This is a genomic window from Oleiharenicola lentus (assembly GCF_051660365.1).
Lineage (GTDB): Bacteria > Verrucomicrobiota > Verrucomicrobiia > Opitutales > Opitutaceae > Lacunisphaera > Lacunisphaera lenta_A.
The window spans coordinates 2,885,868-2,909,897 of record NZ_JBOZXB010000001.1; the positions used below are offsets into that span (position 1 = coordinate 2,885,868).

19 protein-coding genes are annotated in these 24,030 nt (G+C 61.8%); 10 read left to right on the forward strand and 9 right to left on the reverse strand.

What is annotated here, in order from left to right:
- Positions 1 to 29: 29 nt before the first annotated feature.
- Entirely contained in the window at positions 30 to 716 is a 687-nt protein-coding gene (locus ACRRQW_RS10970) for a TIGR02466 family protein (protein WP_438481410.1), read from the reverse strand.
- Positions 717 to 779: 63 nt separating this feature from the next.
- Between ACRRQW_RS10970 and ACRRQW_RS10975 the strand changes: the two genes are divergently transcribed.
- On the forward strand, positions 780 to 1,835 hold the full coding sequence (locus ACRRQW_RS10975; protein ID WP_438481411.1) for a DUF481 domain-containing protein: 1,056 nt from the start codon (positions 780 to 782) through the stop codon (positions 1,833 to 1,835).
- Positions 1,836 to 2,073: 238 nt separating this feature from the next.
- Here ACRRQW_RS10975 and ACRRQW_RS10980 read toward each other — a convergent pair whose 3' ends face one another.
- Positions 2,074 to 3,528: a hypothetical protein gene (locus ACRRQW_RS10980; RefSeq protein ID WP_438481412.1), complete on the reverse strand. Its 1,455-nt coding sequence runs from the start codon at positions 3,526 to 3,528 to the stop codon at positions 2,074 to 2,076.
- Positions 3,529 to 3,821: 293 nt separating this feature from the next.
- Between ACRRQW_RS10980 and ACRRQW_RS10985 the strand changes: the two genes are divergently transcribed.
- The 4 genes from ACRRQW_RS10985 (at position 3,822) to ACRRQW_RS11000 (ending at position 7,900) form a co-directional block, all read left to right on the forward strand.
- Positions 3,822 to 4,208 carry a hypothetical protein gene (locus tag ACRRQW_RS10985; RefSeq protein WP_438481413.1) on the forward strand — a complete coding sequence of 129 codons (387 nt, stop codon included), beginning with the start codon at positions 3,822 to 3,824 and terminating at the stop codon, positions 4,206 to 4,208.
- 135 nt (positions 4,209 to 4,343) lie between these two features.
- Positions 4,344 to 5,744: a DUF3526 domain-containing protein gene (locus ACRRQW_RS10990; protein WP_438481414.1), complete on the forward strand. Its 1,401-nt coding sequence runs from the start codon at positions 4,344 to 4,346 to the stop codon at positions 5,742 to 5,744.
- A 27-nt stretch (positions 5,745 to 5,771) separates the two neighbouring features.
- Positions 5,772 to 7,190 carry an ABC transporter permease gene (locus ACRRQW_RS10995; RefSeq protein ID WP_438481415.1) on the forward strand — a complete coding sequence of 473 codons (1,419 nt, stop codon included), beginning with the start codon at positions 5,772 to 5,774 and terminating at the stop codon, positions 7,188 to 7,190.
- A gap of 8 nt (positions 7,191 to 7,198) precedes the next feature.
- Positions 7,199 to 7,900 (forward strand): ABC transporter ATP-binding protein, encoded by a 702-nt coding sequence (locus ACRRQW_RS11000; RefSeq protein ID WP_438481416.1) that lies wholly within the window; start codon positions 7,199 to 7,201, stop codon positions 7,898 to 7,900.
- 17 nt (positions 7,901 to 7,917) lie between these two features.
- Here the strand turns inward: ACRRQW_RS11000 and ACRRQW_RS11005 are convergent, their stop codons facing one another.
- The 4 genes from ACRRQW_RS11005 to ACRRQW_RS11020 all read right to left on the reverse strand — a co-directional run bounded on the left by ACRRQW_RS11005 (position 7,918) and on the right by ACRRQW_RS11020 (position 12,446).
- Positions 7,918 to 8,352: a copper-binding protein gene (locus ACRRQW_RS11005; RefSeq protein ID WP_438481417.1), complete on the reverse strand. Its 435-nt coding sequence runs from the start codon at positions 8,350 to 8,352 to the stop codon at positions 7,918 to 7,920.
- A gap of 13 nt (positions 8,353 to 8,365) precedes the next feature.
- Positions 8,366 to 9,577 (reverse strand): hypothetical protein, encoded by a 1,212-nt coding sequence (locus ACRRQW_RS11010; RefSeq protein ID WP_438481418.1) that lies wholly within the window; start codon positions 9,575 to 9,577, stop codon positions 8,366 to 8,368.
- Positions 9,578 to 9,639: 62 nt separating this feature from the next.
- On the reverse strand, positions 9,640 to 11,883 hold the full coding sequence (locus tag ACRRQW_RS11015) for a TonB-dependent receptor (protein WP_438481419.1): 2,244 nt from the start codon (positions 11,881 to 11,883) through the stop codon (positions 9,640 to 9,642).
- 125 nt (positions 11,884 to 12,008) lie between these two features.
- On the reverse strand, positions 12,009 to 12,446 hold the full coding sequence (locus ACRRQW_RS11020) for a hypothetical protein (RefSeq protein WP_438481421.1): 438 nt from the start codon (positions 12,444 to 12,446) through the stop codon (positions 12,009 to 12,011).
- A gap of 228 nt (positions 12,447 to 12,674) precedes the next feature.
- On the opposite strand from ACRRQW_RS11020, the gene ACRRQW_RS11025 reads away from it, so the two are divergent.
- Positions 12,675 to 13,754 (forward strand): DUF481 domain-containing protein, encoded by a 1,080-nt coding sequence (locus ACRRQW_RS11025; RefSeq protein ID WP_438481422.1) that lies wholly within the window; start codon positions 12,675 to 12,677, stop codon positions 13,752 to 13,754.
- Between the two features lie 93 nt (positions 13,755 to 13,847).
- On the opposite strand, the gene ACRRQW_RS11030 is transcribed toward ACRRQW_RS11025, so the two are convergent.
- The 3 genes from ACRRQW_RS11030 to ACRRQW_RS11040 form a co-directional block, all read right to left on the reverse strand.
- A complete protein-coding gene (locus ACRRQW_RS11030) occupies positions 13,848 to 14,651 on the reverse strand; it encodes a DUF4198 domain-containing protein (protein ID WP_438481423.1) in 804 nt (267 codons plus the stop codon).
- 14 nt (positions 14,652 to 14,665) lie between these two features.
- Positions 14,666 to 15,694 (reverse strand): WD40 repeat domain-containing protein, encoded by a 1,029-nt coding sequence (locus ACRRQW_RS11035; protein WP_438481425.1) that lies wholly within the window; start codon positions 15,692 to 15,694, stop codon positions 14,666 to 14,668.
- Positions 15,695 to 15,849: 155 nt separating this feature from the next.
- On the reverse strand, positions 15,850 to 17,202 hold the full coding sequence (locus tag ACRRQW_RS11040) for a TIR domain-containing protein (protein ID WP_438481426.1): 1,353 nt from the start codon (positions 17,200 to 17,202) through the stop codon (positions 15,850 to 15,852).
- Between the two features lie 249 nt (positions 17,203 to 17,451).
- On the opposite strand from ACRRQW_RS11040, the gene ACRRQW_RS11045 reads away from it, so the two are divergent.
- The 4 genes from ACRRQW_RS11045 (at position 17,452) to creC (ending at position 23,988) form a co-directional block, all read left to right on the forward strand.
- Positions 17,452 to 18,741, forward strand: a complete 1,290-nt coding sequence (locus ACRRQW_RS11045; protein ID WP_438481427.1) for a WD40 repeat domain-containing protein — start codon at positions 17,452 to 17,454, stop codon at positions 18,739 to 18,741.
- 205 nt (positions 18,742 to 18,946) lie between these two features.
- Entirely contained in the window at positions 18,947 to 21,787 is a 2,841-nt protein-coding gene (locus ACRRQW_RS11050; RefSeq protein ID WP_438481428.1) for a PAS domain-containing protein, read from the forward strand.
- A 99-nt stretch (positions 21,788 to 21,886) separates the two neighbouring features.
- A complete protein-coding gene (creB, locus tag ACRRQW_RS11055; RefSeq protein ID WP_438481429.1) occupies positions 21,887 to 22,627 on the forward strand; it encodes a two-component system response regulator CreB in 741 nt (246 codons plus the stop codon).
- Positions 22,624 to 23,988 (forward strand): two-component system sensor histidine kinase CreC, encoded by a 1,365-nt coding sequence (gene creC, locus ACRRQW_RS11060; RefSeq protein WP_438481430.1) that lies wholly within the window; start codon positions 22,624 to 22,626, stop codon positions 23,986 to 23,988. Before creB ends, creC begins: the two co-directional genes overlap by 4 nt.
- The last annotated feature ends 42 nt before the right edge of the window (positions 23,989 to 24,030 follow it).

Below are 24,030 nucleotides of genomic sequence, written 5' to 3' on the forward strand. Positions count from 1 at the left end.
AGAGAAAGTTGCGCGATATGTCGCGCGACTTAGCTCCAGTTGTAATTAAAGCTGACGCTGATGCGCTCCTCAGTCGTGCGATTGGCGGCGACTTCGTGGCGGAGCCAGCTTTCGAACAGGATCACGTTACCGGCGGCGGTCGGGTAGGTGATGTGTGGCTGATTCGCCGGCCGCACTTTCGCGGTTTTCGGTGGCGCGGCCATGAACTTGCTGAGGCGCGGATCCTCGAATTTCAGGCCCGGGCAACCCGGCGGAGTGACGACGTAGTAGGTGCCGCTAATAAAAGACAGGGGATGCAAATGCAGGCTGTGCGCGGCGTGCTCGGGCATGATGTTCACCCAGAAGTCCGTCATCGTGATCGTCCGGCCGCGCAGATCCATGTCGAGTTCGGCGGCGAATTTCTTCACGTGTTGCGTGATTTTTTTCTCCAATGTCGCGAACGTCGAAGAGAATTTGTGCAACTGATTCAATGACGCGTAGGACGTGTAGCCGCCGGGATAATTCTTCGCTGACCACTTGCGGCCGGCGTCATCGTAGTCGCGCAGGTTGCGGCATTCATCGGCGAGGCCGTCGTTAAAACGTTGGAGGCCAGAACGGAACAACGGTTCGTTGTAGATAAAAGTGGAGAACCACGCGCGGGTAGGCATGACGCCATTGATGATGCGGGTCGGAGTGACGCGCAACCCGGAAGCCGAAGCCGTTTTCCGGGGGAACAATGCAAAACCTTTGAGGTTGAAAGGCTCGGAGTGGCTTGCTTGAACTACCAACCTGTAAATTTTATGAACCAGAAGAAACTACCAAACCTAGTCTGTGCAGCGATGGCGCTGTTGTTGTCCTCCGTGGCCTTCGCCGCCGATCGCATCGAGTTGAATGATGGCTCTGTCATCCTGGGTAAACTCGTGTCTGCCGAAGAGGGTAAGATCAAGTTCGAGACCGTGTTCGCGGGCACGATCGACATCGCGCAGAAAGAAGTGAAAACCTTCAGCACTGACGAAGCCGTCAACGTCCAGCTGCAAGCGGGCAGCACGGTCATCGGCACGGTCACGCCGACGGCGACTGGCATTTCGGTCGTCGCCACCGACGGCCAGTTTGCCGCCGAAACCAGCAAAGTCGCTGCCGTGTGGCGCGTGGGCAAAGAGAGCCCGCAAGTCCGCAAGCTCAAGGAGCAAGCCGACAAACAAAAACGCCAGTGGGCGTATGAAGCGTCTGTCGCGATCACGGGTCGCACGGGCGGTTCGGAGAAATTCTCCGGCGCGCTTGGTTTCAAAGCGACCCTCGAGAGCGCTCAGGATAAATTGATCTTCAATCTCGCCGCCGAAAAAGCCGAAGACAACGGCGTCGAAACCGCCAACCGCCAGGCCGGCGGCGTGGATTACTCGTCATTCTTCTCCGAGAAAAACGTGTGGTATGCGCGCACGTCGCTGGAAAAAGATTCCATCAAAGCCCTCGATCTTCGCTCGACCACGGCGTTCGGTATCGGTCGCAAGCTCATCAAAAAAGACATTCAGGATCTCGAAGCCCGCTTCGGTGTGAGCTATGTTTACGAGACGTATGCGAACGGCACGAAGTTCGACTCGCCCGGTCTCGATCTCGCGCTCATCCACACGTATAAATTCAAGAACGGTCAGATGAACAACTCGCTCACCTACACGCCGGCTTTCGAAGATTTTGCGAATTACCGCGCCCACCACGAATCGTCCTACGAGACCCCGATCGCCAATTCGTTCTGGAAGCTCAAGATCGGCATCAGCAACGACTACACCAGCATCCCCCAACCCGGCATCGAGCGCCTCGACACACTCTACTTCAGCAGCCTGATCCTGAACTGGAAGTAAGCGCACGCTTCCGCGTAATTTTCAAAGCGAGCCCGACCCTGGGCTCGCTTTTTTATTGGGCGGTCAACGCGAACGCTCGTGCGCTGGCGATCCGCGGCAGCGCGGGGCCAATTTTTTTAATGTGGAAATCAGGAATGCGGGAAACGAAGTGAGGCGCGTGACGAATTTTCACCAATCCGAATTTTCCCGTTTCGTGTAATTTGTGAAATTCGTGTCTCCGCGGGCTACGCAGGGGGAATTATTTCCCGCGACGCCGTTGGATCGCGCCATCGAGTGCGACCGCCGGACCCCACCAGCCGCGACGGCGCAATTTCTCCGCCCAGCGAGCCGGACGCAGCAGCGAGATCAGCGCAATCAGCACACAGCTCACGGCGATGAATCGCAAAAAGAGCCACGCGATTGTTTCCCAAGAACCACCACTGCCCAGCAGGATCGCCGAGACCACCACGAGCGGCAGCCAGAATTGCCAGCGCGAGAATTCCCGCACCCGCCGCCGCCAGCCCGTGCGAATCGGTCGGCCGGCTTCGGTTACAACGCCGTGTTCCACGCGCGTCGTTTCGCGGTCGATGATTTTTTGCAATGCCTCGGGCGGCCGCCGCAGCCGCCACGCCGTGAGCGCGATCCCACACGACACGCTCGCGTGCAAAATCGCCCACGCGCCCACCAGCCACGGCAGCCCCGGCGCGCTGATGTTCCATTTCTCGGCGAGCCAAAGCACGATCGTATCGTAGGCTTTGAACATTTCCTTGCCGATCATGAGGTATTGCAGCGCGAATCCCTGCAGCGCCGCCCACGCGCCGACGAGCGCTCCGCCGATGCCGATTGCGAAAAAATTCCACCCGAGTGCCTGCACCGACGTGCCGAAAAGCAGTCCTTGCATGATGATCGCGATCATCGGGCGCACGCGATTGCCCGCTGGCGAGAGCGCTTTCAATCCGCCGGAAATAAACGGCACCCACACGACGCGACCGGGTTGAGCAAGGCCGGTGCCCGCGAAAACCATCATCGCGGCTTGCAACGACGACATCGCGAGTCCGCGCAGCGGCACTTTTGCGGCGTGCAACGCCGAACCCACCGTCATCTCAATTCCACCGGCGGCTCCGCCATAAAGACCGAGCCGCGTCCATTCACCGTAGTCTTCGCACGCACGCTGGAGTTTGCTCAGCGCAGCCGGATCACTTGCCGAAATCTGCAAATCGAATTTCCGCCCGATGCGTTGTTCGATGACGGGAATGTGGATATCACGCGTCGCGATGGCGACGATGCGTGGATTCGCCGCGACGATATCAGGCCACAGCGGCATCAAGCCGAGTCCGCGCGCTTCAAATTTTCCAAACTCGTCGAGCACCATCAAGTCCGCCGGCGGCAGATCTTTCAGGCGTTTAGCCCACGCTTGTAACTTCAACGTCGTGTCAGGCTCGAAGCGGTAGGGCGGATCGAGCGCGTCGTCGCGCACCGCCCAGAGCGATTCCTGTTCCTGACCGATCGTGCGCACCCAATATTCGCTCGCGCCACGATTCGGTTCGCGCCGGGTTCCCGCGATGGCGAGCACGCCTTCCACATATTGGCCGCGTGCTAACTGGCTCGACGCGAGTTCTGCCAAGGTGCGAGTTTTGCTCGAGCCCGGCCCACCCGTGACCGCGATGAGCAGTCCGGAAGAAAGTGGAATGGGTGAAGGTGGATGGTCAGGCATCAGGCAACAGTCGGCCAAGCCGCGCGCTGTGCAGTTCAACACAACCGCGCCGGCGAAAATTGCAACGCGTCAGCATGTCACGCGCGTGTTTGCACAAAAACTATTGGGCGCTTGAAATTTCATCGTTGTGAAACGACTGCGCCCTTCGCCGCGCGCCAACGCAGCAATGCGGATGCAAAATGCCGTTCCGTGCAGTCACCGATTTTACTAACGGCCCCCACAGATTTCTCGCCGTCCACCTGCTGGCATGCACAGTGCTTGACGGGTTTGGTATAACCCTCACCCGCACTCGCATGTTCACGCTTTTTCCATTCACGCGTTTTCCGACCCGGTGGCTGCGTGTGGTCGCATTGCTGGGGGTGGGACTCGTCGGCGTATTGTCGTGGTTGGCGGCCAATCCGATGGCGCACGCTGCGTGGCATGCGGCCAGTGGTGAGACGGGTGGGTGCGCGCAACACGGCCAGGCTCACGATGAATCGGGCGCGTCGCAGGGCGATAACGATGCGGGCTGCGTGATCACCGCTTTTCTAGCGGGTGCCACGGATCTGCTCGCGCTTTTATTTTTGGTGTTACTCTTCGCGTTGCGGGTGCTCGTGCGCGTGCGGCCTGTGGATTTTTTCCCGGTGGAATCGTCCGGGCGAGCGCACGCGCCCAGTTGCGGGCCACCGGTGTGGGCTTGAGTTTCGCGGCCTAGGGCTGAGCGCATGCACTGTGATCGTGCGCGCTTGCCCTAGTCGCCATGGCGTCACGCCGCTGACGCGTATCCTTCAGCGTTCGCCGAGAGCTGCCCTCCAGTTTAACCCGTTTTCAATTCCGTGATCATCACCATCGCTCGTAAAGAGTTTATCGAATTCGTCCGCGACGGACGCTTCCGCTGGGCCGGCGCGATCATCCTCGCGCTACTCGTCGTCGCCATCATCGCCGGGGCGCGTTATCAGCGCGACCTCGTCGCCCAGCAACGCGCGGCTGACACCGCCGAACGTGCTCGCTGGCTCGGCCAAACGGAAAAAAATCCGCATAGTGCCGCGCACTACGGCATCTACGCTTTCAAGCCGCGGCTCGCGCCCGCGTTTCTCGATCCTGGCGTCGAGCCTTATACCGGAGTCACCGTTTTATTGGAGGCGCACAAGCAGAACGAATTGCTCTTTCGCCCCGCGGAGGACGCGACGATCGCGCAGCGGTTCGGTGATCTCACGGTGAATCTCGTGCTACAAATTGTTTTGCCGCTCGTCGTGGTGTTACTCGCGTTTGGTGCGTTTGCCGGCGAGCGCGAGCGAGGGACTTTGCGCCAGCTCATGGCGGCGGGCGTGCGGCCGCGCGATCTCGTGCTCGGAAAACTTGCGGGCACGGGCGCGGCGTTGGGGCTCATCGTTTTGCCCGCCGTGCTGCTCGGATCGGCGGCGCTGGCGCTGATTGGCCCGACGGGGGGCGCGGCGCGTTTCGGAGTGCTCTCGGTGATCTACGTGCTGTGGCTCGCGGTGTTTATTTTCATCACGCTCGCCATTTCCGCGCGGGCGCCGTCTCCGCGACTCGCGCTCATTGTCTTGCTCGGCTTCTGGGCGGTGAACTGCCTGCTCGCGCCGCGCGCACTGTCGGATTTCGCGGCGGCCCGGCATCCGCTGCCCGAGCCGGTGAGTTTCAAAGCGCGACTCAAGGAAGAACTGGGAGATCCCCACGGCGCGCCGGCGCGTTTCGAGCAACGCGTCGCCGAATTGATGAAACAACGCGGCGTCACGAAACCCGAGGATCTCGGCGTCAACCTCGTCGGCCTGCGGCTTCAAGCGAGCGAGGAAAACAGCGACGAAATTTTCGACCGCCACCACCGCGACCTCTTCGCGCCGATGCAGGCGCAAAACACGCTGCTCGCCCGCGCCGGCGCGGTGTTTCCGTTGCTCGGGGTGCAAGCGCTCTCGATGGGGCTCGCGGGCACCGACCTCGCGCAACACCGCGACTTCATGCGCGCGGCCGACCAGCATCGCCGCGTCATGCAAGTCATCTTGAACGAAGACCTCATGGCGAATCCGCTCAAGGCCGGCGATCCGGCTTACCTCGCCGGTCCCGAAGTGTGGGCCAAGGTGCCGCCGTTTAATTACGAACCGCCCGGCGCCGGCGCCGTGCTCACGGCGCACGCATGGCCGCTGGCGGCGCTCATCCTCTGGTGCGGCCTCGCCGCGTGGTTCGCCTTGCGCAGCGCGGCCGTGCTTCGGCCGGTCTGAGGGCATCGAAATTCAAAAACGCTCACTATGTTTACTTCTCTTTTTCGCTGGGAAATTCGTTCGCTGCGCCGCGACCCTGCCTGCTGGGTGGCGACGGTGCTGGCGCTCGCGGCGCTTGGATTCGCTTTGCACCACGGCGGCCGTTGGCTCGAGCAGTTGAATCAACTCCGCGCCACGGCGCAGTCCGCCGAAACGAAAGCGACGGCGGAGGCGCGCGCGCTCGCGGCGAAACTTGATGCGGAAAATAATTCCAACTACGGCGCAGCGCGCGATCCGCGCGACGCGGCGGGTTATGCAAATCGCCTCATGGCTAATTTCGCCACGTTGCCGGCCACGCCACTCGCGGCATTGTCCATCGGGCAAAGCGACTTGTTGCCCGCCGTGCTGCCGCTGGCACCGGGGACAAACCCGCGATTGGGGGGCAATCACGAAGCGGAGAATCCGCACCGCCTTTTGCTCGGGCGTTTCGATGCGGCGTTTGTGGTGATCCACCTCGCGCCGCTGCTCATCATCGCACTCACGTATGCGTTGCTCGCCGGCGAGCGCGAACGTGGCACGCTGGCGCTGCTCCTGGCGCAACCGCTGCGCGGGCGCCAACTCGTGCTTGGACGCTTTGCGCCGCGCTTGGTGTTGGGAATCGGTTTGCTCGCGATATTTGCGCTGGCCTTTGTCACGCTCGTGCCGGGGAGCGGCGGCCTGCGCACGCTGCTCTGGTTCGGCGTGGCGGCGGGTTATGGATTATTCTGGTTCGCGCTTTCGCTGGCCGTGGCCGTGCGACCGGGCACGGCGGCGAGACACGCGCTGGTGTTGGCGGCGCTTTGGCTCGGGTTTGTCGTGCTCGCGCCGGCGGCCATCAATCTCGCAGTGAAAACGCTGCATCCCGTGCCTTCGCGCGTCGATCTGGTGCTCGCGATGCGTGCCGCCACCGATGCGGCCAGCGGCGAACGTTCCAAGACGCTCGCGGCGTATTACGAGGATCATCCGGAGCTCGCCCCGAAGGACGCGAAAGCCGGGACTGATTTCACACTGTTGCGCATCGCGACCGCCGATCGGGTGGAGCGGGATCTCGCGCCCGTGCTCGCGCGCTATGATGAACAGCTCGCGCAGCAACAAGTCCTCGTGTCGCGTCTCGCCGTGCTCTCGCCCGCGTTGCTCGCGCACACCGCGCTCGCCGATGCTGCCGGCACGGGCCTCGCGCGGCATCGTGATTTCATCGAGCAAGCGCTCGCGCACCACGCTGGGCTGAGGGAATTTTTCACTCCCCGAATCGTGCGAAAGGAAAAATTCACCGCCTTCGATGAAGTTCCGGTTTTCCGCTACGCCGAAGAGACCTCCGGCACGATTCTCCGCCACGTGGCATTGGCCGGGGGACTCCTGTTCGCACTCGCCACGGCATTGTTCACCTGGGCGCTGCGCAGCGTCCGTCACCTTTCACCCGCCAACTAATTTTTCCCATGTTGATCGCTCAAAAACTTCACAAACGCTACGGCGAACACACCGCGCTGCACTCCCTCGATCTCACGGTTCCGGCCGGCGAACTCTACGCGCTGCTCGGCCCCAATGGGGCGGGCAAGACGACGACGATTAATTGTTTCCTCGGTTTCCTCACGCCCGACGGCGGGCAGGCGAGTATCGACGGGCTGAACGTCGTCGAGCATCCGCTCGAAACCAAGCGTCGCCTCGCTTACATTCCGGAACAGGTGAATCTCTACGGCCATTTCACCGGCGTGGAAAATCTCGCGTATTTTGCCGAACTCGGCGGCCACCGTTACGACGACGCGCAACTCCGCGCGTTTCTCGTCGAGGCAGGTCTTCAAGCGGACGCGCACGATCGTCGCGTGAGCGGCTACTCGAAAGGTATGCGCCAGAAAGTCGGCATCGCCATCGCACTCGCGAAGCAAGCCAAGGCCTTGCTCCTCGACGAGCCGACCAGCGGCCTCGACCCGAGTGCGAGCCACGAATTCAGCCAGCTGCTCCACAAGCTTCGCGAACGCGGCGTCGCGATCCTCATGGCGACGCATGATTTGTTTCGCGCCAAAGAAGACGCAACTCGCGTCGGCATCATGCGGCACGGTCAGCTCGTGCGCGAACTCAGCGCAGCCGAGATCAGCCACACCGATCTCGAAAAACTTTACCTTGAAACCATGCGCGCCTGAGCGGCGCGTTGTCGGATTTATTTCACCGCGAATTTCACGTCATCGAGCCACCAGACGGCGCCGCGGCGCACGAGTGAGCCGGTGACGGCGGCATTTTTAGTGGCCGATTTGAGGGCGGCTTCGTCGACGCGAAGCAGCATCGTCATGGCTTTCATCACGCCGGGGATTTCTTCGTGTTTCACGAGCAGGCCTTTTTGTTCGGCCATGATTTCGACGATGACGCCTTTGAGCGCGTGGCCGGCGGTTTTCTCTTTTTCGATTGGCGCGGCGGCCGGTGGCGTCGATGCCGGCTCATCCTCCGTGTGGCAGCAGCAGACTTCTTTGCCGACGCAGCATTTACAGCCGCAGTTTTTCGAATCGGCGGATTTCGGTTCACTGGCAACGGCGGCGAGCGAGGCGATCGCAAAAATGACCGAGGCGAGGAGGGTGGTGAATTTCGAGAGTAGTTTCATGAGTGGGAGAAAATTAAGGAGCTTTGAATTCCACGGTGCGGACTTGGGTTGGTTTGGCGTCTTCCGTCCAGGTGAGCAAGAGCGTGTCGGTGGAACGCACCGCGATGCGCGGAAATCCGCTGGTGCGGGCTTGCGACGATTCGGCGATCAATGCGGCTGGCGAAAGGGTGCCATCCGCGTGAAGGCGGCGGGCGTAGATGCCGGCGGCGTTGGCGGCGCTCTTGGTTTCCATCCAGGTGATCACGGCGCTGCCATCGGCGAGCATCGCGACGTCGATGCGGCCCATCGGCTGGCCGAGATCGATGCGATGCATTGCGCCGAAGGTGGCGCCGCCGTCGGTGGAAAATTTCGCCCGCACGCGCGCGTGGCCCTCGGCCGCGGTGAACCACGCGACAGCGAGCGCCTTGCCGCGCGCGGCGGACGCGGGGCCGTTGACCGGGCAGCCGGCGATTTGCCAGCGGTCGTTGAAAAGAGCCTGCGGGGCGCCCCAAGTCGTGCCGTCGAAAATCGCGTGGTGGTTATCGCGAATTTCGCCGGGCGTGTGGCCGCGATACGCGACGAACACGCGATCGCCGTCGAGCGTCGTCAGCGTGGTCTGGCAACATGTGCACACGTCGGGATCAACCGTCCACTCGCGCAACGTCGTGCCGTCGGGCGCGAGGAGGCATGAGTTGAGTTTCATCGCGGGTTCGCTGGAAGTTGCCGCGTGGTCGTGCGCATGAGAATGCGCTGCGGTTTCGCGCGTGCTTTCCAACCACGCCGCCAGCATGCGTCCTCCGCTGAGCGGTGCGAGCGAAACGAATTCGTGGCCGAGCGGTGCGGGTGTCGACCACGTAACGCCGCCGTCGGGCGAGCGGGCGAACCAGCCGGAGTAACCGTGACTGTCGGCGTCGGTTTTTTTCTGAAACCACTGCGCCCAGAGTTGGCCGTCGGTGCCGACGATGAGAGAAGGAAAATCGGCCCAGTTTTCCATGAGCGCAGGCGTGCTCACGATGGTGCGTGGCTCACTCCAGGTGGTCGCGCCCGGGGCGAGGGTGGCGAAGCGGAGCACGCGCTCGCCCGCGCGTTGGGTTTCACTGGGCGCGCACCAGGTGAGATAAGTCGTGCCGTTGGGAACGGTGAAGAGATTGGCTTCGCCGCTGTCGAGGCGGGCGGGAGATTCGAGCGCGAACGCGCGCAGCCCGAGGGTGGCGACGACAATCAAAAGGAGTGAACGGGCGAGCATGAGACGAGTGACGCGAGTCAGCTTAAAATTTGGCAGGATCATGGCGAGGGGCGAAGTAGGAGTTAAAAGCGGTAGCGCGCGCTGACCTCGGCGCTGCGCGGATCGGCGAGGCGCTGCATTAAACCGGTGGCCCATTCTTCGTAGTTTTTGTCGAGCAGGTTGCGGCCGCGCAGCGTCACCGACCAGCGCGCGAGCGCGTAGGAAAGCGAAGCATCGAGCGTGGTGTAAGCGGGCGTCCAGATGAGGTTCGCGTTGTTCGCCGTGCGTTCGCCGACGTAGCGCGGGCCGCCGCCGATGCGCCAGTGTTTGCCGAACGTTTTGGAAACGTAAGCGTTGGCGACGATTTCTGGAACGTTCGCGGGGCGGTTGCCGTCACGAGAGATCACGCCGGTGCCGAGGTTTTCCCGGAAGTCTTTGAACTCGGCAGTCCACGTCCACGCGAAGTTCGCCTCGAAGCGCCAGTCGCGCGTCGGCAAATACGCGACGGCGATTTCAGTGCCTTGGGAGACTTGCGCGCCGATTTGCTGGCTGATGCGCAGGCCGGTGAGCGGATCGAGTGTCGAGGAGAGGAGGTTGTTTTTCTCGATGTCGTAGAGCGCGACGGTGAAGTCTATTTTGCCCTCGGCGAACGAGCCTTTCGCGCCGGCTTCGAACTGGCGGCCGGTTTGCAGCGCGAAATCGTTTTGCGCGGTGTTGAGGCTGACGAGTTGCGTGACAGGTTCGGCGGCGCGGCTGTAGCTCGCGTAAAGGTTCACGTGTTTCGTCGCCGACCAGACGAGGCCGGCGCGGCCGGTGGTCGGCGAGTAGTCTTTGTTGAACGTGATCGCGGTGGGATTCGACGGGGTGACGAGCGTGCGGCGTGAAAGCGCGATGAAGTCACGGCGCAGGCCGACCACTAATTTCAGCGAAGCGGTCACATCGAGTGCGTTTTCCAAGTAGAGTGCGGCGGTGTCGATGAAGACGTTGCTGGTTTTTTGAAAACGCGCGCCGTCGCCCGGACCGACCCCGACATCGGGATTCAAAAGCGTGACGCTGCTCAGTGTCGTCGCGTAGCCGGCTGGCGTGCCGCCCCGCGTGAGATCGTTATGCTCGACGAAACCGCCGATGACAAAACGGTTCGTGCGGCCGAAGAGTTCGCCTTTGTGCGTGACGTCGAGGCGGTTGCCGGTGAGCAGATCGTCGCGGTAAATGTGCGTGAACGCTGAGCGCTCCACGAGTTGGGTGACGGGGTTCCACAGGTTCGACTCGAGGTTGCGCCAGCGGAGGACTTGCGTGGTAACGTAGGTTTCGTTGGCGATCGTCCACTCCGAGGCGGGCGTCCATTCAGCGCGGAGACGATGAAACGAGTTTTCCGTCTCCGCGTAGTTGTCGAGGATGTTGTAATTGGTGCGGCGTGCGGCCGGGTCGACGCGGGAATTTACGAGGGAATCGGTTGCGCTGTTGGCTTTCGCAACCAATCGCGTAGTCGTGCCGGTCACAGGATCGTAGCGATCGACGGCGTCGTAGATGACGGGGTTGCCGTAATAACTTTCGTTCCAGTCTTCGAGGTAGGTGGTGGAGAGCGTGAGCTTAAGCGCCAGCGCGACGTCCCAGCCGAGTGCGCCACTGAAACCCGTGTAGCGCTGGTGATTGCGCTCCACGAAACCGTCGCGTTCGGTGTGGCTGACGTCGGCGCGGAAAAAGAATTTATCCTTCACGAGGGGGCCGCCGTAACCGAGGCCGAGCCGCGTGTTGTTCCAAGCGCCGTAGCTCGCGAAAACTTCGCCGCGCGCGACGCGGTCGGGCGATTTCGAAATGTAATTTACCGCGCCGCCGATGGCGCCTTCGCCGAAGAGCAACGACGCGGGGCCTTTGAGGATTTCGACGCGGTCGAGGTTGAATGCGTCGACGGTGCGCGCGGATTGGGACGCGGTGTTTTGGCGGATGCCGTCGCGCAGGACGGTGACGCTGTTGCCCGTGAAGCCACGCGTGGCGAAGCCCGGAATCGAGCCGAACTGCGTGCCGCCCGTCATGCCGACGGCGCCCTCGACGGCTTCGACTGCCGTGCGAAAACCACGCAATTGCATCACTTCCTGCGTGATGATGGACACGCTCGCGGGCAGGTCGCGATTGGTGAGGGCGAGGCGCGAGCCCGTGGCGGGCGCAGCGTCGAGTGGCAGGGAAAATAATTTTTCTTTGTCGGCGATGACGAGGTAATCGTCGAGATGAACGGTCGCGCCAGTCGGCGCGCCATCATCGAGGGTCGCGGCCAGCGGACTGGCGGCGAACGTTGCAAGGCAGAGGGAGAGAATCGGAAAATTTTTCATGGGTAACGCGTGAGTGCGCACGGAGGTGTGCGCGTGAGGCCGGAGAGCCGGCGGAAGGCAAACGGCACTGCGCGCGCGAGACCCGCGGCGACAGTCCGGAATAAGGGTGCGCAGGAGCGCGGGCGTTACACGCGCGGCGGCGGCACGGGCACACTCTCGGTGCGCGTGAGGCCGACGTCGTGAGCGACGCCTGGCCAGGAAACTTCCGGTTCAATCGAAAAAATCGGCGCAGGTAACTCGGTTGCGAACACGAATTTGTCCATGCCGCCGAGCGCGGCATCTCGCGGGAGTTGCTCGCGAGCGGCATCCTCGGCGTCCTGGGCAAACACGCAGCCGTCGCACATCGCGTTGCCTTCGAGCGTCACCTTCAACGCCTGCGCCAGTGGCATGACTTGCGCGTAGTCGTGAAACATTTTCGCCCACGCAACGACTTGCACAGTGTTCCACACGGCGCCGTTGGCACACAGCCAGGCGAAGAGGAGGCAACCGATGGAAATCTTGCGACGCACGTTGCGAATGCGGGGCAGAATCGCGGGCAAAGCAACCGCGTTTTGCGTCAGCACGGGCGCTTATGATAGTGGCGGGCCAGGCGAATTAGTTTTTCTGCGGGGTTTTAACCTGAAATTTCACCGGAAAATTTATGCGACGAAACGTAAGAAAAAATTTGAAACATCCGGAAGCTGAATACGTCGTATGCTTTAATGATGTATGGCCGGCTTAAACTAATTTCGATTTTCGCAGCGAGCGTGGTGTGGGGTGTGGCGGGAGCTTCAGCTGCGCAGGAAAAGCCCGTGGCTACGCCGGCACTGGCGAAAGGCGTGGCCGCAGCGACCGAACCCGAGGCGAGCACGCGTGATGTGCTCGTGTTCAAGGATGGCGATCGCGTGCAGGGCAAATTAGTCGCGAAGGAAGGAGAGACGCTGGTGTTTCAATCGGATCGTTTCGGCGAACTGCGCGTTTCCGCCACGGGTGCCGTGGTGATCAAAGCCGAAAAACCTGCGGAAACCGCCGTGGCCGGGGCCAAACTTGCTCCCGCGAAAAAGCCTGCGCCGGCAGCCAAGGAGCCGCCGCCCGTCGTCCCGGTATCGGCCGCAGAGCAAGTGGCCACCGCCGAGAAAAAAGCCGCCGATCACGCGGATGCGGAGAAAATTTCCATGTGGGAACGTTTTTCTCCGGCCGTGCTGACGGCGAAGATGCGCGAATTTTTCGGCCCGTGGCGCGGGAAATTCGCCGTTTCCACGGAGGTTGTCGCTGACACCACTGAGCGCGCGGCGGCGTCGGCGGAACTTCAATTGAAGAGGAAGTGGAAGAACGACGAGGTGGCGCTGACCATGCGTTACGATTACAGCCAGACGGAGGACGTGGCCACGACCGACACATTCAAAGCAAATGGATTGTGGCGTCACGAATACAAGGAGCGCGCGTTCGCGCTTTATCGTCCGACGGTGGAATGGAATCGCGCGTCGTTTAAATCCGGCGTGCCGGCCGACTATCTTTTGTTGCAGCAAGAAATCGGTATCGGTCTGCGTCTGGTGGTGAAGCCGTCGCGGACGGTGCGCGTCGGTGTGTCGGAGAATTTGTTTGATACCTGGGGTATGACGGCAATTCGTTCGCATACTTCTCGCACGATCGAGTCGGCGTTCGTCGAAGCCGAGTTGAAGTTGCCGTGGCGCATCACGCTCACGGATCGCTCGGTGTATTACTACGCGGTGTCGTCCGGCGATTCCGGTTGGGAAAATAATTTCGAGTTGAGCAAACGTTTCACCGAAACGCTCAGCACCGCGATCCGGCATGAAATCCGCTCCGGCACTCCGGACAGCCGCGTGCAGGATTACACGCGCCTCAAGCTAATGATCGGGTTGGATTTTTGAGGCGTGGCGCGCGAGCGGACCGTCGCCCTGCGGAAAGCGGATGTCATGTCTCAGCGGGGCTGATGGCCCCGCCTCCAATTTTAGAAATGCCGCTTACTTCGCTGGGGCCACGTCCACGACGAGCGTCGTGAAGAGGCTTTCCCATTCGAGATCTTTTTCGTTCGCCCGATAAAGATCCGTCCCGTGCACAAGCCAGCGTCCCGGGTGATTGACGGGCGCGGCGGCGCGACCGTCTTGGTCGGTCGTGACGATGTGGTGATGCGTCTCGCCGTCCGCGACAAAGCCCAGCGGGAGACCGGCGAATGGTTTACCGTGCTTCAACACGCGCACACTCAACACATCGCCTGCGCGCAACGTGGTCGGATCGCGCTCCGGGATGATTTCCAGACTCAGTCCGGTGATCTCGGCCCACGTGCGATCGCTGGCGATGGGTTCGCCGACGCGGACGAAAGTCTTTGCGGATTTCGTGTAGCGTTCACGCCAGACTTTTGGCGCGGGAATTTTTTCCCACTCGGTGCGAATCGCGGGCAGCGCATGGATTTCCTCGAGATATTCCTCGATGAGCTCGGGTTTCAATTCGAGCACGCGCGGCTTCAGCTCCACGGAAAATACCGCCACGCCGTTCGCGGCGGGCTGGCTGGAAAAAGGAAGAAACTTTTCCGTCGTCGTTCCGGGTGTGAGCGCGCTGGATTTTCCGGCGAGGTGAAGGGTGGCGAGCTGGACACGGTCGGCTTGCGGGCCGAATTCGATGCCTTTGAACCCGTTGCCGCTCGTCAGTTGCAGCGCAATGGCGCCACCCGGCTTTGCAGCAGGCGCGGTGGCTTGCAGCCACGTATCGTGGGCGAAGAGCGAAAGCGCTGAAGTGAACAGACCGGCGAGCAGGACAATTTTTTTCATGTCGGCGAAACGAATTACGCGGTTTTGAACACGAAAATGTTTCCCTTCTCGGTGCCGACCGCGAGCAACGAGTCATCCGGAACCCACGTAAAACGCGTCGCGGCGGACGGCATTTTTACTTCCGCGACGAGCGGATTTTTGCGCGAAGGCGACCACAGGCAAAATTCCCCGTTGGTTGCGGCGGTCGCGAGCAAGCTGTGCTGGTGTTGAAACGCCACGGCGCACACGCGGTGTTGGTGCGGGAGCATCATCGGCTCGCGGCCTTCGGGGCCGGCGCCGGAGCAATCCCACACGCAGCCGTCCTTGCCGCCACCGGTGGCGAGCCATTTGCCGTCGTGACTGAACGAGAGCTCTTTCAACTTCGTCTCGTAACCGCTCATGTGAAACTCGTTGTCCTCCGACGGCACCCAAAGGTGCACGGCGTTGTCCTGGCAACCCGCGACGAGCCACTTGCCGTCGGGCGACCACGTGAGCGCGTGGATCGTGTTGCCGTAGGGAAATTCTTTTTGCACCGCGAACGTCGTCGCGTCCCACACGCACACGCCGCCGAAATACGCGACCGCACACGCCGCGCCATCCGCCCGCCACGCAAGCGCCGTGATCGTTTTCGGCGCGTCGGGAAACGCGTGTGCCAGCGAACCATCCGCCCGCAACGCGACGAGTTTTTTGCCTGCTGACGCGAACAACAGCTGACCGCTGATCGCTGACACCTGATCGCGTTTCACCGGCTGCCACGCGAGATGTTCAACCCACGCCGTGCCGAGCAAGTATTCGTGCGCGAGCGAGCCACTGGAAGGATTCCAGAATTTAACCTTTCCATCCTGCCCGCCCGTAGCGAGCAGCACACCGGTGGCCGACCAGGAAAGCGCATTCGTGCCGTCGTCGTGCCCGACGAGTGCGTGGCGCAACGCGCCCGTCGCCGCCTCGAACAACGACACCGTGCCCGCCGTCGAAGCTGCCGCGAGGATTTTCCCATCGGGCGACCACGCGAGGTCGATCGCATAGTCATCCAGAGTCGCCGCCCAATGCTTGGAGAAATTCATCAGCTTGAACGAATCGTCGCACGCAAGTGAGGCAAGACCCACTTTCTCAACCTCCAGCGGTGATGGTTCGTGGTTGAGCCCGACCTCCGGGCGGGCTGATCGGCGTGCGCTTCTAAACCTGCCCGGAGGTCAGGTTCCACCTTCGAAAGGCGTCGTTACGGTTTCGCCGGCGTGGCTGCGAGGACGGCGGTGGCGATCTGGGTGCCGAGCTCGGTCGCGTCTTTATCGGCGAGCGGGTAGGTGGATTGCCACGCGATGCTGGCGTCCGAGGTTTTTAACAGGCGCACGTCGAGCGTCGGGGCGCCGTTGTCGTTGAGAAATTGCGCGCAGAGCACGTAGTCGGCACCCAATCGTTTTCCGAGGGCAACGGTGGATTGTTCGTCGGAGGTCGCGAGTGGCGCCGTGCTAATGGCGGTCTCCTCAGGCCGCTTTAAGGCGAGCTGTCCGTAAAGTGCGGCCAGGATGTCGCTGAGTTTTTTGGACTCGGCTTCAGAGGCGTTGCCGAAAGCAAAGGGCGCGACGACGATTTGCTTTCCGTAGCTTTCGAGGCCTTCCAATCCTGATGCGATGCTGCGGGCGATTTCGGAGCCCACGGCGCCGATCGTGGAAGGCGGCTCGGTGCCGGTGCCCGGTTTGGGCTGCGTGAATTGGGAGAATTTCTCCATCGCGTCGCGCACGGCTTTGTTGGCGGCGGCTTTCTTGGCATCGCTCTCTTCTTTGGTTTGAGCCGATTTTTCTGCGGAGGGTTTGGCGGGTTTGTCGCTGCTGCCGTTGCGCGTGCAGGTGGAGAAAACGAAAAACACGAACCAAATGGAGAGGAGAATGCGGATCCAACGGGGCGCGCGTTTGATGAGCAGCCACGCAGCCGTGATCACCCACCAGATCACCTCGGCAATGAACTTGAAACTGTGGCCGATGTTGGCTTTTTCAGACAGGTGCGGAAACGCGGGCATCGGCGGCGGGCCGTCGTGATGATTTTCCGCGGGCTGCTTGCCGGAGGGCAGGGTAGGCGGGGTTGCGCGCGAGGAGCGTTTTGCCGGCGCGGATTTTTCCAGCACGGGTGGCACGGCGTGATCGCCGGCGGCGAGTTTGCGCAGCAGCGCATGTAGTGCAGGCGTCGGCGTGCCGCCGGGCAGGCGCAGCCATTGCAACGAGATGAATTTCTCCGGCACGCGTGCGTGGAGTTCATTGGTGTCATCGAGGCAGACCGGCAGCAAAAACATCACGTCGTCCGCCATGTCGAGCGAGCGTTCGACGGCGATGCGCCACTCGCGACGGAAGTAACCTTCCTTGCGCCGCTCGGTGGTCGCGGAGATCACTGGCATGAAATAATCGCAGTCGCGAATCTGGCGGCGGATTTTCTGATCCCACGCGTCGCCGCCGCCGAGTTCGCTTTCGTCATACCAGAGATCGAGGCCGGCCTCCACCAAAGCGTCGCGCAACTGGCGGATCGAGGCGCGATCCTCGGAAGCGTAGCTCAGGAAGATGGTGGGTTTCGGCGAAGACATGACGGCGCGCAAAATTCCCTCAGCGTTCGCACGGGGTCAAGAGGTGACTCAAGAGGTCGTGGTGGCGGGTGCGGGACGCGGATTTCAGCACCGATGCGGGGCTTTGTTGCCAGCGCTCTGCGATGGGGAGTGAATGAAATGTTAAGAATGAAATTCCGCTCGTGAATTTCGTTGCGGGTCACGGCGGCGGAAAATTGAAACGCACCCGTCACCGTCGGTTTCGTTTCAACGTTTTCTTTTTCACCTACCATGAACTCTTCCGCTGCTCCTGATGCCGCTTCCCCGTCGCCCCTGATCGCCGTCAAAACCCCGTCTTGGAAAAACGCCCCGGCCCCCGGTTATTTCATCAACTCCGTGGCGGTGTCGTTCGACGGCAGCCGCGTGGTCGGCGGCACGTTTTACCACGTTTATCCGAAGGCCGAGCCGCGTCGCGCGTCGAGTCCGGGCAAAAGTGGCGTCATCGTCGTGCCGACGGACAACGGCATTTTCGGCACCTACTGTTACGATGGCGCGGGTAATTTGTTGTGGTCGCAGACCTACAACGGTTGGCAGGGAATTTATTGGGTGGGGATTTCGGCCGACGGCTCGCGAGCGGCGGCGGGTGGACTGGGTTCGCAAACCGCACCGCAGGGAATCGTGCAGGCGTTCGAGGGTGCGACGGGCACGATTTTGCTGAACCAAACCACGCAGTCGCGCGTGAACCAAGTCGCGCTTTCGCAAGACGGCACGTGGCTCGTGTCGGCGGCGGAGAGCTTGCTGCTGTTTCGCTATGATGTGAACTCGAGCCGCTATTTGCAGGCGGCGGAGTTTGTGCCCAGCAACCAAGGCATGCCCGCGGGCGACACGAATGGGGTGGTCAGCGTGGGGATTTCGGGCGACGGCACGACAATCGTGCTCGCCGACTATGCGGGGCATATCGCGCTTTTTTCCAATTCTGGCGGCACCTTGACGCAACTCCAGTCCTGGCAGGTGCCCGGTGGCAAAGGCTCGGATTTTTGCCACATGCTCGATCTGGCGTCGACGGGTAATTTTTTCGCCGCGGGCGGATCCAACGGAAATTTCTACCTCTTTAACCGGGCAACTTTCATCCAGACGGGCCAGCCGACGCACACCTACGCCACCGGCGTCGCGGGTGCGGTCTACGGAGTGGCGGTGGAAGCGGATGGCGGCGGCTTTGCCGGCGTCGTGAATCAAGGCGACAGCGGCATGGTGTATTTCGTGCAATGTGACGCGAACAACGTCGCGACGCTGAACTGTAGTTTCCCCACCTTGCGGAATCCGAACTGCGTGGCGCTGAACACGCCCAAACGATTGATGGCGATCGCGGACGGCCACCCTGACGGGACGCCGGGCAATTTTTACCTGTTCGAAAATGTCAGCAGCGGCCTGCTGACGCCCTCGCCCTCTCCCGCAGACCTGCGCTGGCAATGCCCGTCGGGTAACATGAGCTGGCCGATCACGATCTCCGGCGACGGCAGCACCGTCGTGGCCGGCAGTGACGACGGTAACATTTATTATTTCACGGCGGCGCCGTTGTGACGGCGGTGACTAAATTGAGCCGTGCTTAAATGCCTTTGCGGTGGGCCGAGTCGTCCCGAGGGGCCGCGACTCATCGAGGATCTGCCCTCCCAAGTTAGGATGTCGTTGGTTGAGGATAATTCCCTACCCAATCGAACCTCCCTCGGCTTGCCAACAAGTGTATCAATACGTTCAGCTCGCGGCTTCAAACTTGCTTGTTGATCTGATGAAACCTGCGTCCTCCCGACCTTTGTTGCTGTGCGTCGCCTACGTGGTGTTGCACTTCGCGCTGCATTTGTCGGCTAACTGGTTTGAGGTCAGCCCGGGGATTTCGGTTTCCGTGTGGTATCCGCCATGCGGGCTGGCGTTCGCGCTGCTGGTGTTGCTCGGACCGCGCTACCTCTGGCTGGTGTATCTGGTGAATTTTTCGGGAGCGTGGTTTACCGCGACGCCGCGCGAAACGTGGACGGGTTTTTTCTACCCCGGATTGCTCACCTTGAGCTACGGCACGGGCGCGTGGTTGGTGCGGCGTTATCTCGGGCCGCGCCTGTTGCCCGATGGAAAACGTGCCACGCTGATCTTTTGTCTCGCGATCACGCTGCCGCCGTTGTTCTCCGCGCTGGTCGGCACTTCGGTCATCAACTTGACCACGCTTAACCACACGTTGAATGCGGATACGTTTGCGCGTTCCGTGGTGGATTGGTGGATCGGGGATGCGAGCGGGTTGCTGGTCGTGGTGCCGGTGGTGATGGTGTTTGTCGAACCATGGTTGCAGGGCCGCACTCCGTTGGTGCGCGCGCCGAAATCCACGGGCAGCGCGCTGGTCTTCGATGTGTTTCGCTGGGCCGTATTGTTCGGCACGCTGCTCGCGGTGATCGCGATTCCGGTGCTGCGCGAGCACAGCGCGTTTTACCTCTGCTTTTTGCCCCTGGTGTGGATTTGTGTGCGCCACGGATTGCCGGGTGCGACGCTCGCGACGTTGCTCGTGATGTTCATCGGGTTAATCGCAATGCGGGTGGCGGGAACCACGCGGGATTTTTCCTACATCTTTTTGTTGTTCGAGGTCGCGGTGGCCGGTGTGGGCCTTGGTCTCGGCACGCTCGTGACGCGCCGCAATGAGGCCGAACGCCAGCTCGCGGCGAGTCAGGCGCAACTCGACCGCGTCATCACCGGCGCCAAGCTCGGTTTGTGGGATTGGAATGTGCCTGCGAATCACGTCGATGCGAACGCGCGCCTCTACACGATGCTGGGCTACGATCCCGCGACGGAGACGGAGCCGTTTTTCAAACGCTGGCACGCGCTCATCCATCCTGACGATCACGCGGGCGTGGATATGGCGTTGAACGAACACCTCAGCGCGCATTCGGAACTCTACGAAGCCGAGTTCCGCATGCGCGCGAAGAACGGCGAGTGGCGCTGGATCCAGGCGCGCGGCTCGGTGGTCATGCGCGACGCCGCGGGCAAACCGTTGCGTGTTTCCGGCACGCATGTGGATATCACCGATCGCAAACGCGCAGAAGCCGAAGTGACGCGCCTGCTCAGGATTATCGAAGCGACGCCGGATTTTATCCTCACCACGGATGCGGATGGCAAAGTGCTCTACGCGAACGCCGCGCTGCTGACCATGTGGGGGCAAACCGCGTCCGGCGTGCCGTGGCCCGGTCGCTCGGTGCGCAACGTGTTCGAAGGCGACGCGGGTCGCCGGTTGTGCAACGAAGCGATCCCGACGGCGCTCGCGACCGGCACGTGGCGCGGCGAAATCGAAATCACCGACCGACTCGGCCGCAAAGTCCCGGTCTCGCTCGTCGCCATCGTTCACCGCAGCGATGGCGATGCGGGCTCGGTGTCGTTTATCATGCGCGACATCTCGGAGCAGAAGCGCGCCGAGGGATTGAAAATCGAGCAGGAACGCCAGCTCTTGCAGATGCAGAAACACGAAAGCCTCGTGGTGCTCGCCGGCGGGATGGCGCATGATTTCAACAACCTCATGACGGCGGTCGTCGGCAACGCGAACCTCGCGCGTTACGAGGTGCCCGCCGACGCCGAGACCGCGCAAGCTTTGCTCGCGAGCATCGAAAATGCCGCGACGCGGGCCGCCGCGCTTTGCCAGCAGATGCTCGCCTATGCGGGGCGCGCGCCGGTCGCGTTCACTGAATTAAATCTCAACACGCTCGTCGCCGAGACGATCGCGTTGCTCGATTCCACGTTGAACAAAAAAGTCACCGTGATCTTCGAACGGGGCGAGCCGCTTGCGCTGATGCTCGCGGCGAGCCAGCAGTTGCAGCAGGTCGTGACTAACTTGCTGCTTAACGCCGCCGATGCGATCGGCGACAAGGAAGGACGGATTATTGTTTCCACGCGGAGCGCCCGGATGGAGGCGAAGGAACTCGGCGAACTTTTCCCCGGCGCGAAACTCCCGCCCGGTGACTACGTGGTGCTCGCAGTCAAAGATAATGGAGCGGGCATGAAACCGGAAGTGCGCGCGCGGATTTTCGAACCGTTTTTTACGACGAAATTTGCCGGCCAGGGGCTCGGCCTTGCCGCGGTGGGCGGCGTGGTGCGGTCGCATCACGGTGCCATCAATGTCATCAGCACGCCCGGTCAGGGTGCGCTGTTCCGCGTGGCGTTTCCGGCGTTGGCGGCGCGCCCGCCGGCGGCGGAAATCGCCGTGGCTCCCGATGCGAATTGGCGCGGCTCGGGTTTGGTGCTCGTCGTGGATGACGACCGCTTGATTGTCGAAGTGACGGGCAAAATGCTCACCACGCTGGGCTTCGAAGTAGTGCAGGCGAAAGACGGCGTGGAAGCGGTGGAGATATTCCGGTCGCGTGCGACTGAGCTGCGGTGTGTCGTGATGGATATCACCATGCCGCACATGGATGGATTGGAAGCGCACGCCGCGATGAACAAATGGAACTCCGCGGTGCCGGTAATTTTAATGAGCGGCTTCTCACAGAAACTCGCAAACCTGCCGCCGCACGCGATCCATCCGCAAGGGGTGCTCGCAAAACCATTCTCGGTAAAACACCTCCGCGAGCGCGTGGCGGAAGTGCTCGGCGGTTCGCGGTAATGCTGTCCGCTCTGTTTTTATCTGGAAATCAGGAACCCAGGAACAAGGCCAGAAATGGCGCGTCTTGATTTTCGCGAGTCAACGCGCCAGACATTTTCGATGCTGCCTGCGCGCCCCGGGATTCTAGTCGTCGAAGATGAGGCCTCCATTGCGGAGACGTTGGTCTATGCGTTGCAGACGGAGGGTTTTGCTCCGACGTGGAAGTCCACGGGCCGCGACGCTCTGGAATTTTTAAAACAACCTGATTCGGGTGTGGTGTTGGTAGTGCTCGATGTAGGGTTGCCGGATATGAGCGGGTTCGATGTGTGCCGCGAGTTGCAGCGCACGGCGGCGGTGCCGGTAATTTTTCTCACGGCTCGCAGCGGAGAAGTGGACAAAATTGTCGGCTTGGAACTGGGCGCGGACGATTACATGGCGAAACCGTTCAGCCCGCGCGAACTCACGGCGCGGGTGCGCGCGGTGTTGCGGCGCTCGAAAGGAAACGGCGGCGCGGCCACTGCACCCGCGCCCGCCACTCCGGTGCGTGATTCAGGAAGACGCCCTCAAGTCTCGACGTGGGTGCACGATGACGCGAAATGTCGGATCAGTTATCACGGCCAGGCGCTCGACCTGACGCGTAACGAATACCGCTTGCTCGCCGCGTTGCTGGCGTCGCCGGGGCGCGTGTTTAATCGCGACCAGTTGATGACGGCGGCGTGGGACGATCCGGGCGCGGCGCTGGATCGCACGGTCGATGCGCACGTAAAAATGGTGCGCGCGAAACTGCGTGAGATCGCGCCGGACGCCGATCCGATCGTGACGCATCGCGGGCTGGGTTATTCGTTGCGCGAGGACGAATGAGGATCCGCACGGCGATCTTTGGCGTTTATGTGATCGCGTCGGCCATCGGCCTCGCGGCGCTGATGGCGCTGGTGTTGCGGGATGTGCGGCTGCGTTACGTGGAGTCGATGCGCCGCACGCTCGGTGACACGGCGGCGTATATGGCGGCGTTTGCCGCGCCCGAATCGAAAGGTGAGGACTGGACGAAAAAATTTACGGTGTTGCCGAAGCGCGCGGAGATGTTGCGCGTGTTCGCGTGCGATCAGTTTGGTCGCGTGACTTATGATTCCGCGGGCCACGACGAGGGAAAAATTTATGAGTGGTCGCTGCGTGGAGGCGGGCGGGCGGCGTCGGAAGATTATCAGGTTTCCAACGTGGCGATCGTGGATGGGGAATTGCGCGTGGCGTCGCGGGTGATGTTTTCCGGTGAACACCTCGGTTGGGTTGGGGTGGGCCGTCCGCTCGCGGCGGTGGAAGACGGCGTGAAGCGCGCGCGCTGGCGACTGGTGTTCATGGGCGGCGTCATTGCGGGATTTATGGTCGTCGCGGGGTGGTGGATCGCGGCCCAGCTCACGCGTTCGCTGGAACGGTTGACGGTGTATGCGCGGACCGTGCGCGATGGGCGAGCGGCGGCTCCGATTCAATCACGTGCGAAGGAAATCGCGGAACTCAGCCAAGCCTTCGAGGAAATGCGCGACGCGCTCGAGGGCCGGCAGCATGTCGAACGCTACACGCAAGTGTTGGCGCATGAAGTGAAAGCGCCCCTCGCGGCAATTCGTGGCGCGGCGGAGTTGTTAGACGAATCGATGCCGGAGGCGCAGCGAAAAAAATTCATGGCGAACATCCGCAACGAGTCCGCGCGGATCCAGCAAATCGTGGAGCGTTTGCTGGAGTTGTCTTCCCTCGAAGCGCGCAAGGCGCTGCGGCAAACCGAGGCGATCGAGCCCGGTGCTTTGGTGCGTGAAGTGGCGGATACGATGCGACCGGCATATGAAGCGTCGCGAGTGACGCTGACGGCCGAGGATAGGGCGGATCGCGCGCTGGTGCGTGGCGAGCGCGTGTTGTTGCGCGAAGCGCTCGTCAACTTGCTGCAAAACGCGCTCGATTTTTCGCCGCAGAATGGCGTGGTGACACTGCGCAGTGCGCTGGTGAATGGACACGTGAGTTTTGTCGTGGAAGACCATGGGCCCGGCGTGCCGGATTACGCGCAGGCACGGGTGTTCGAGCGTTTTTATTCATTGCCGCGGCCCGCTTCCGGAAAAAAGAGCACCGGCCTCGGTCTCGCGTTGGTGCGTGAGATCGCGCACCTGCACGGCGGCGAGGTAAAGCTGGAAAATCGCGCGGAGGGTGGCGCGCGCGCGACGCTCACGTTGCCCGTTTGACACTTAATAGGTGTCAAGTGAGCGCGGCTCCGTGAAGTGCCT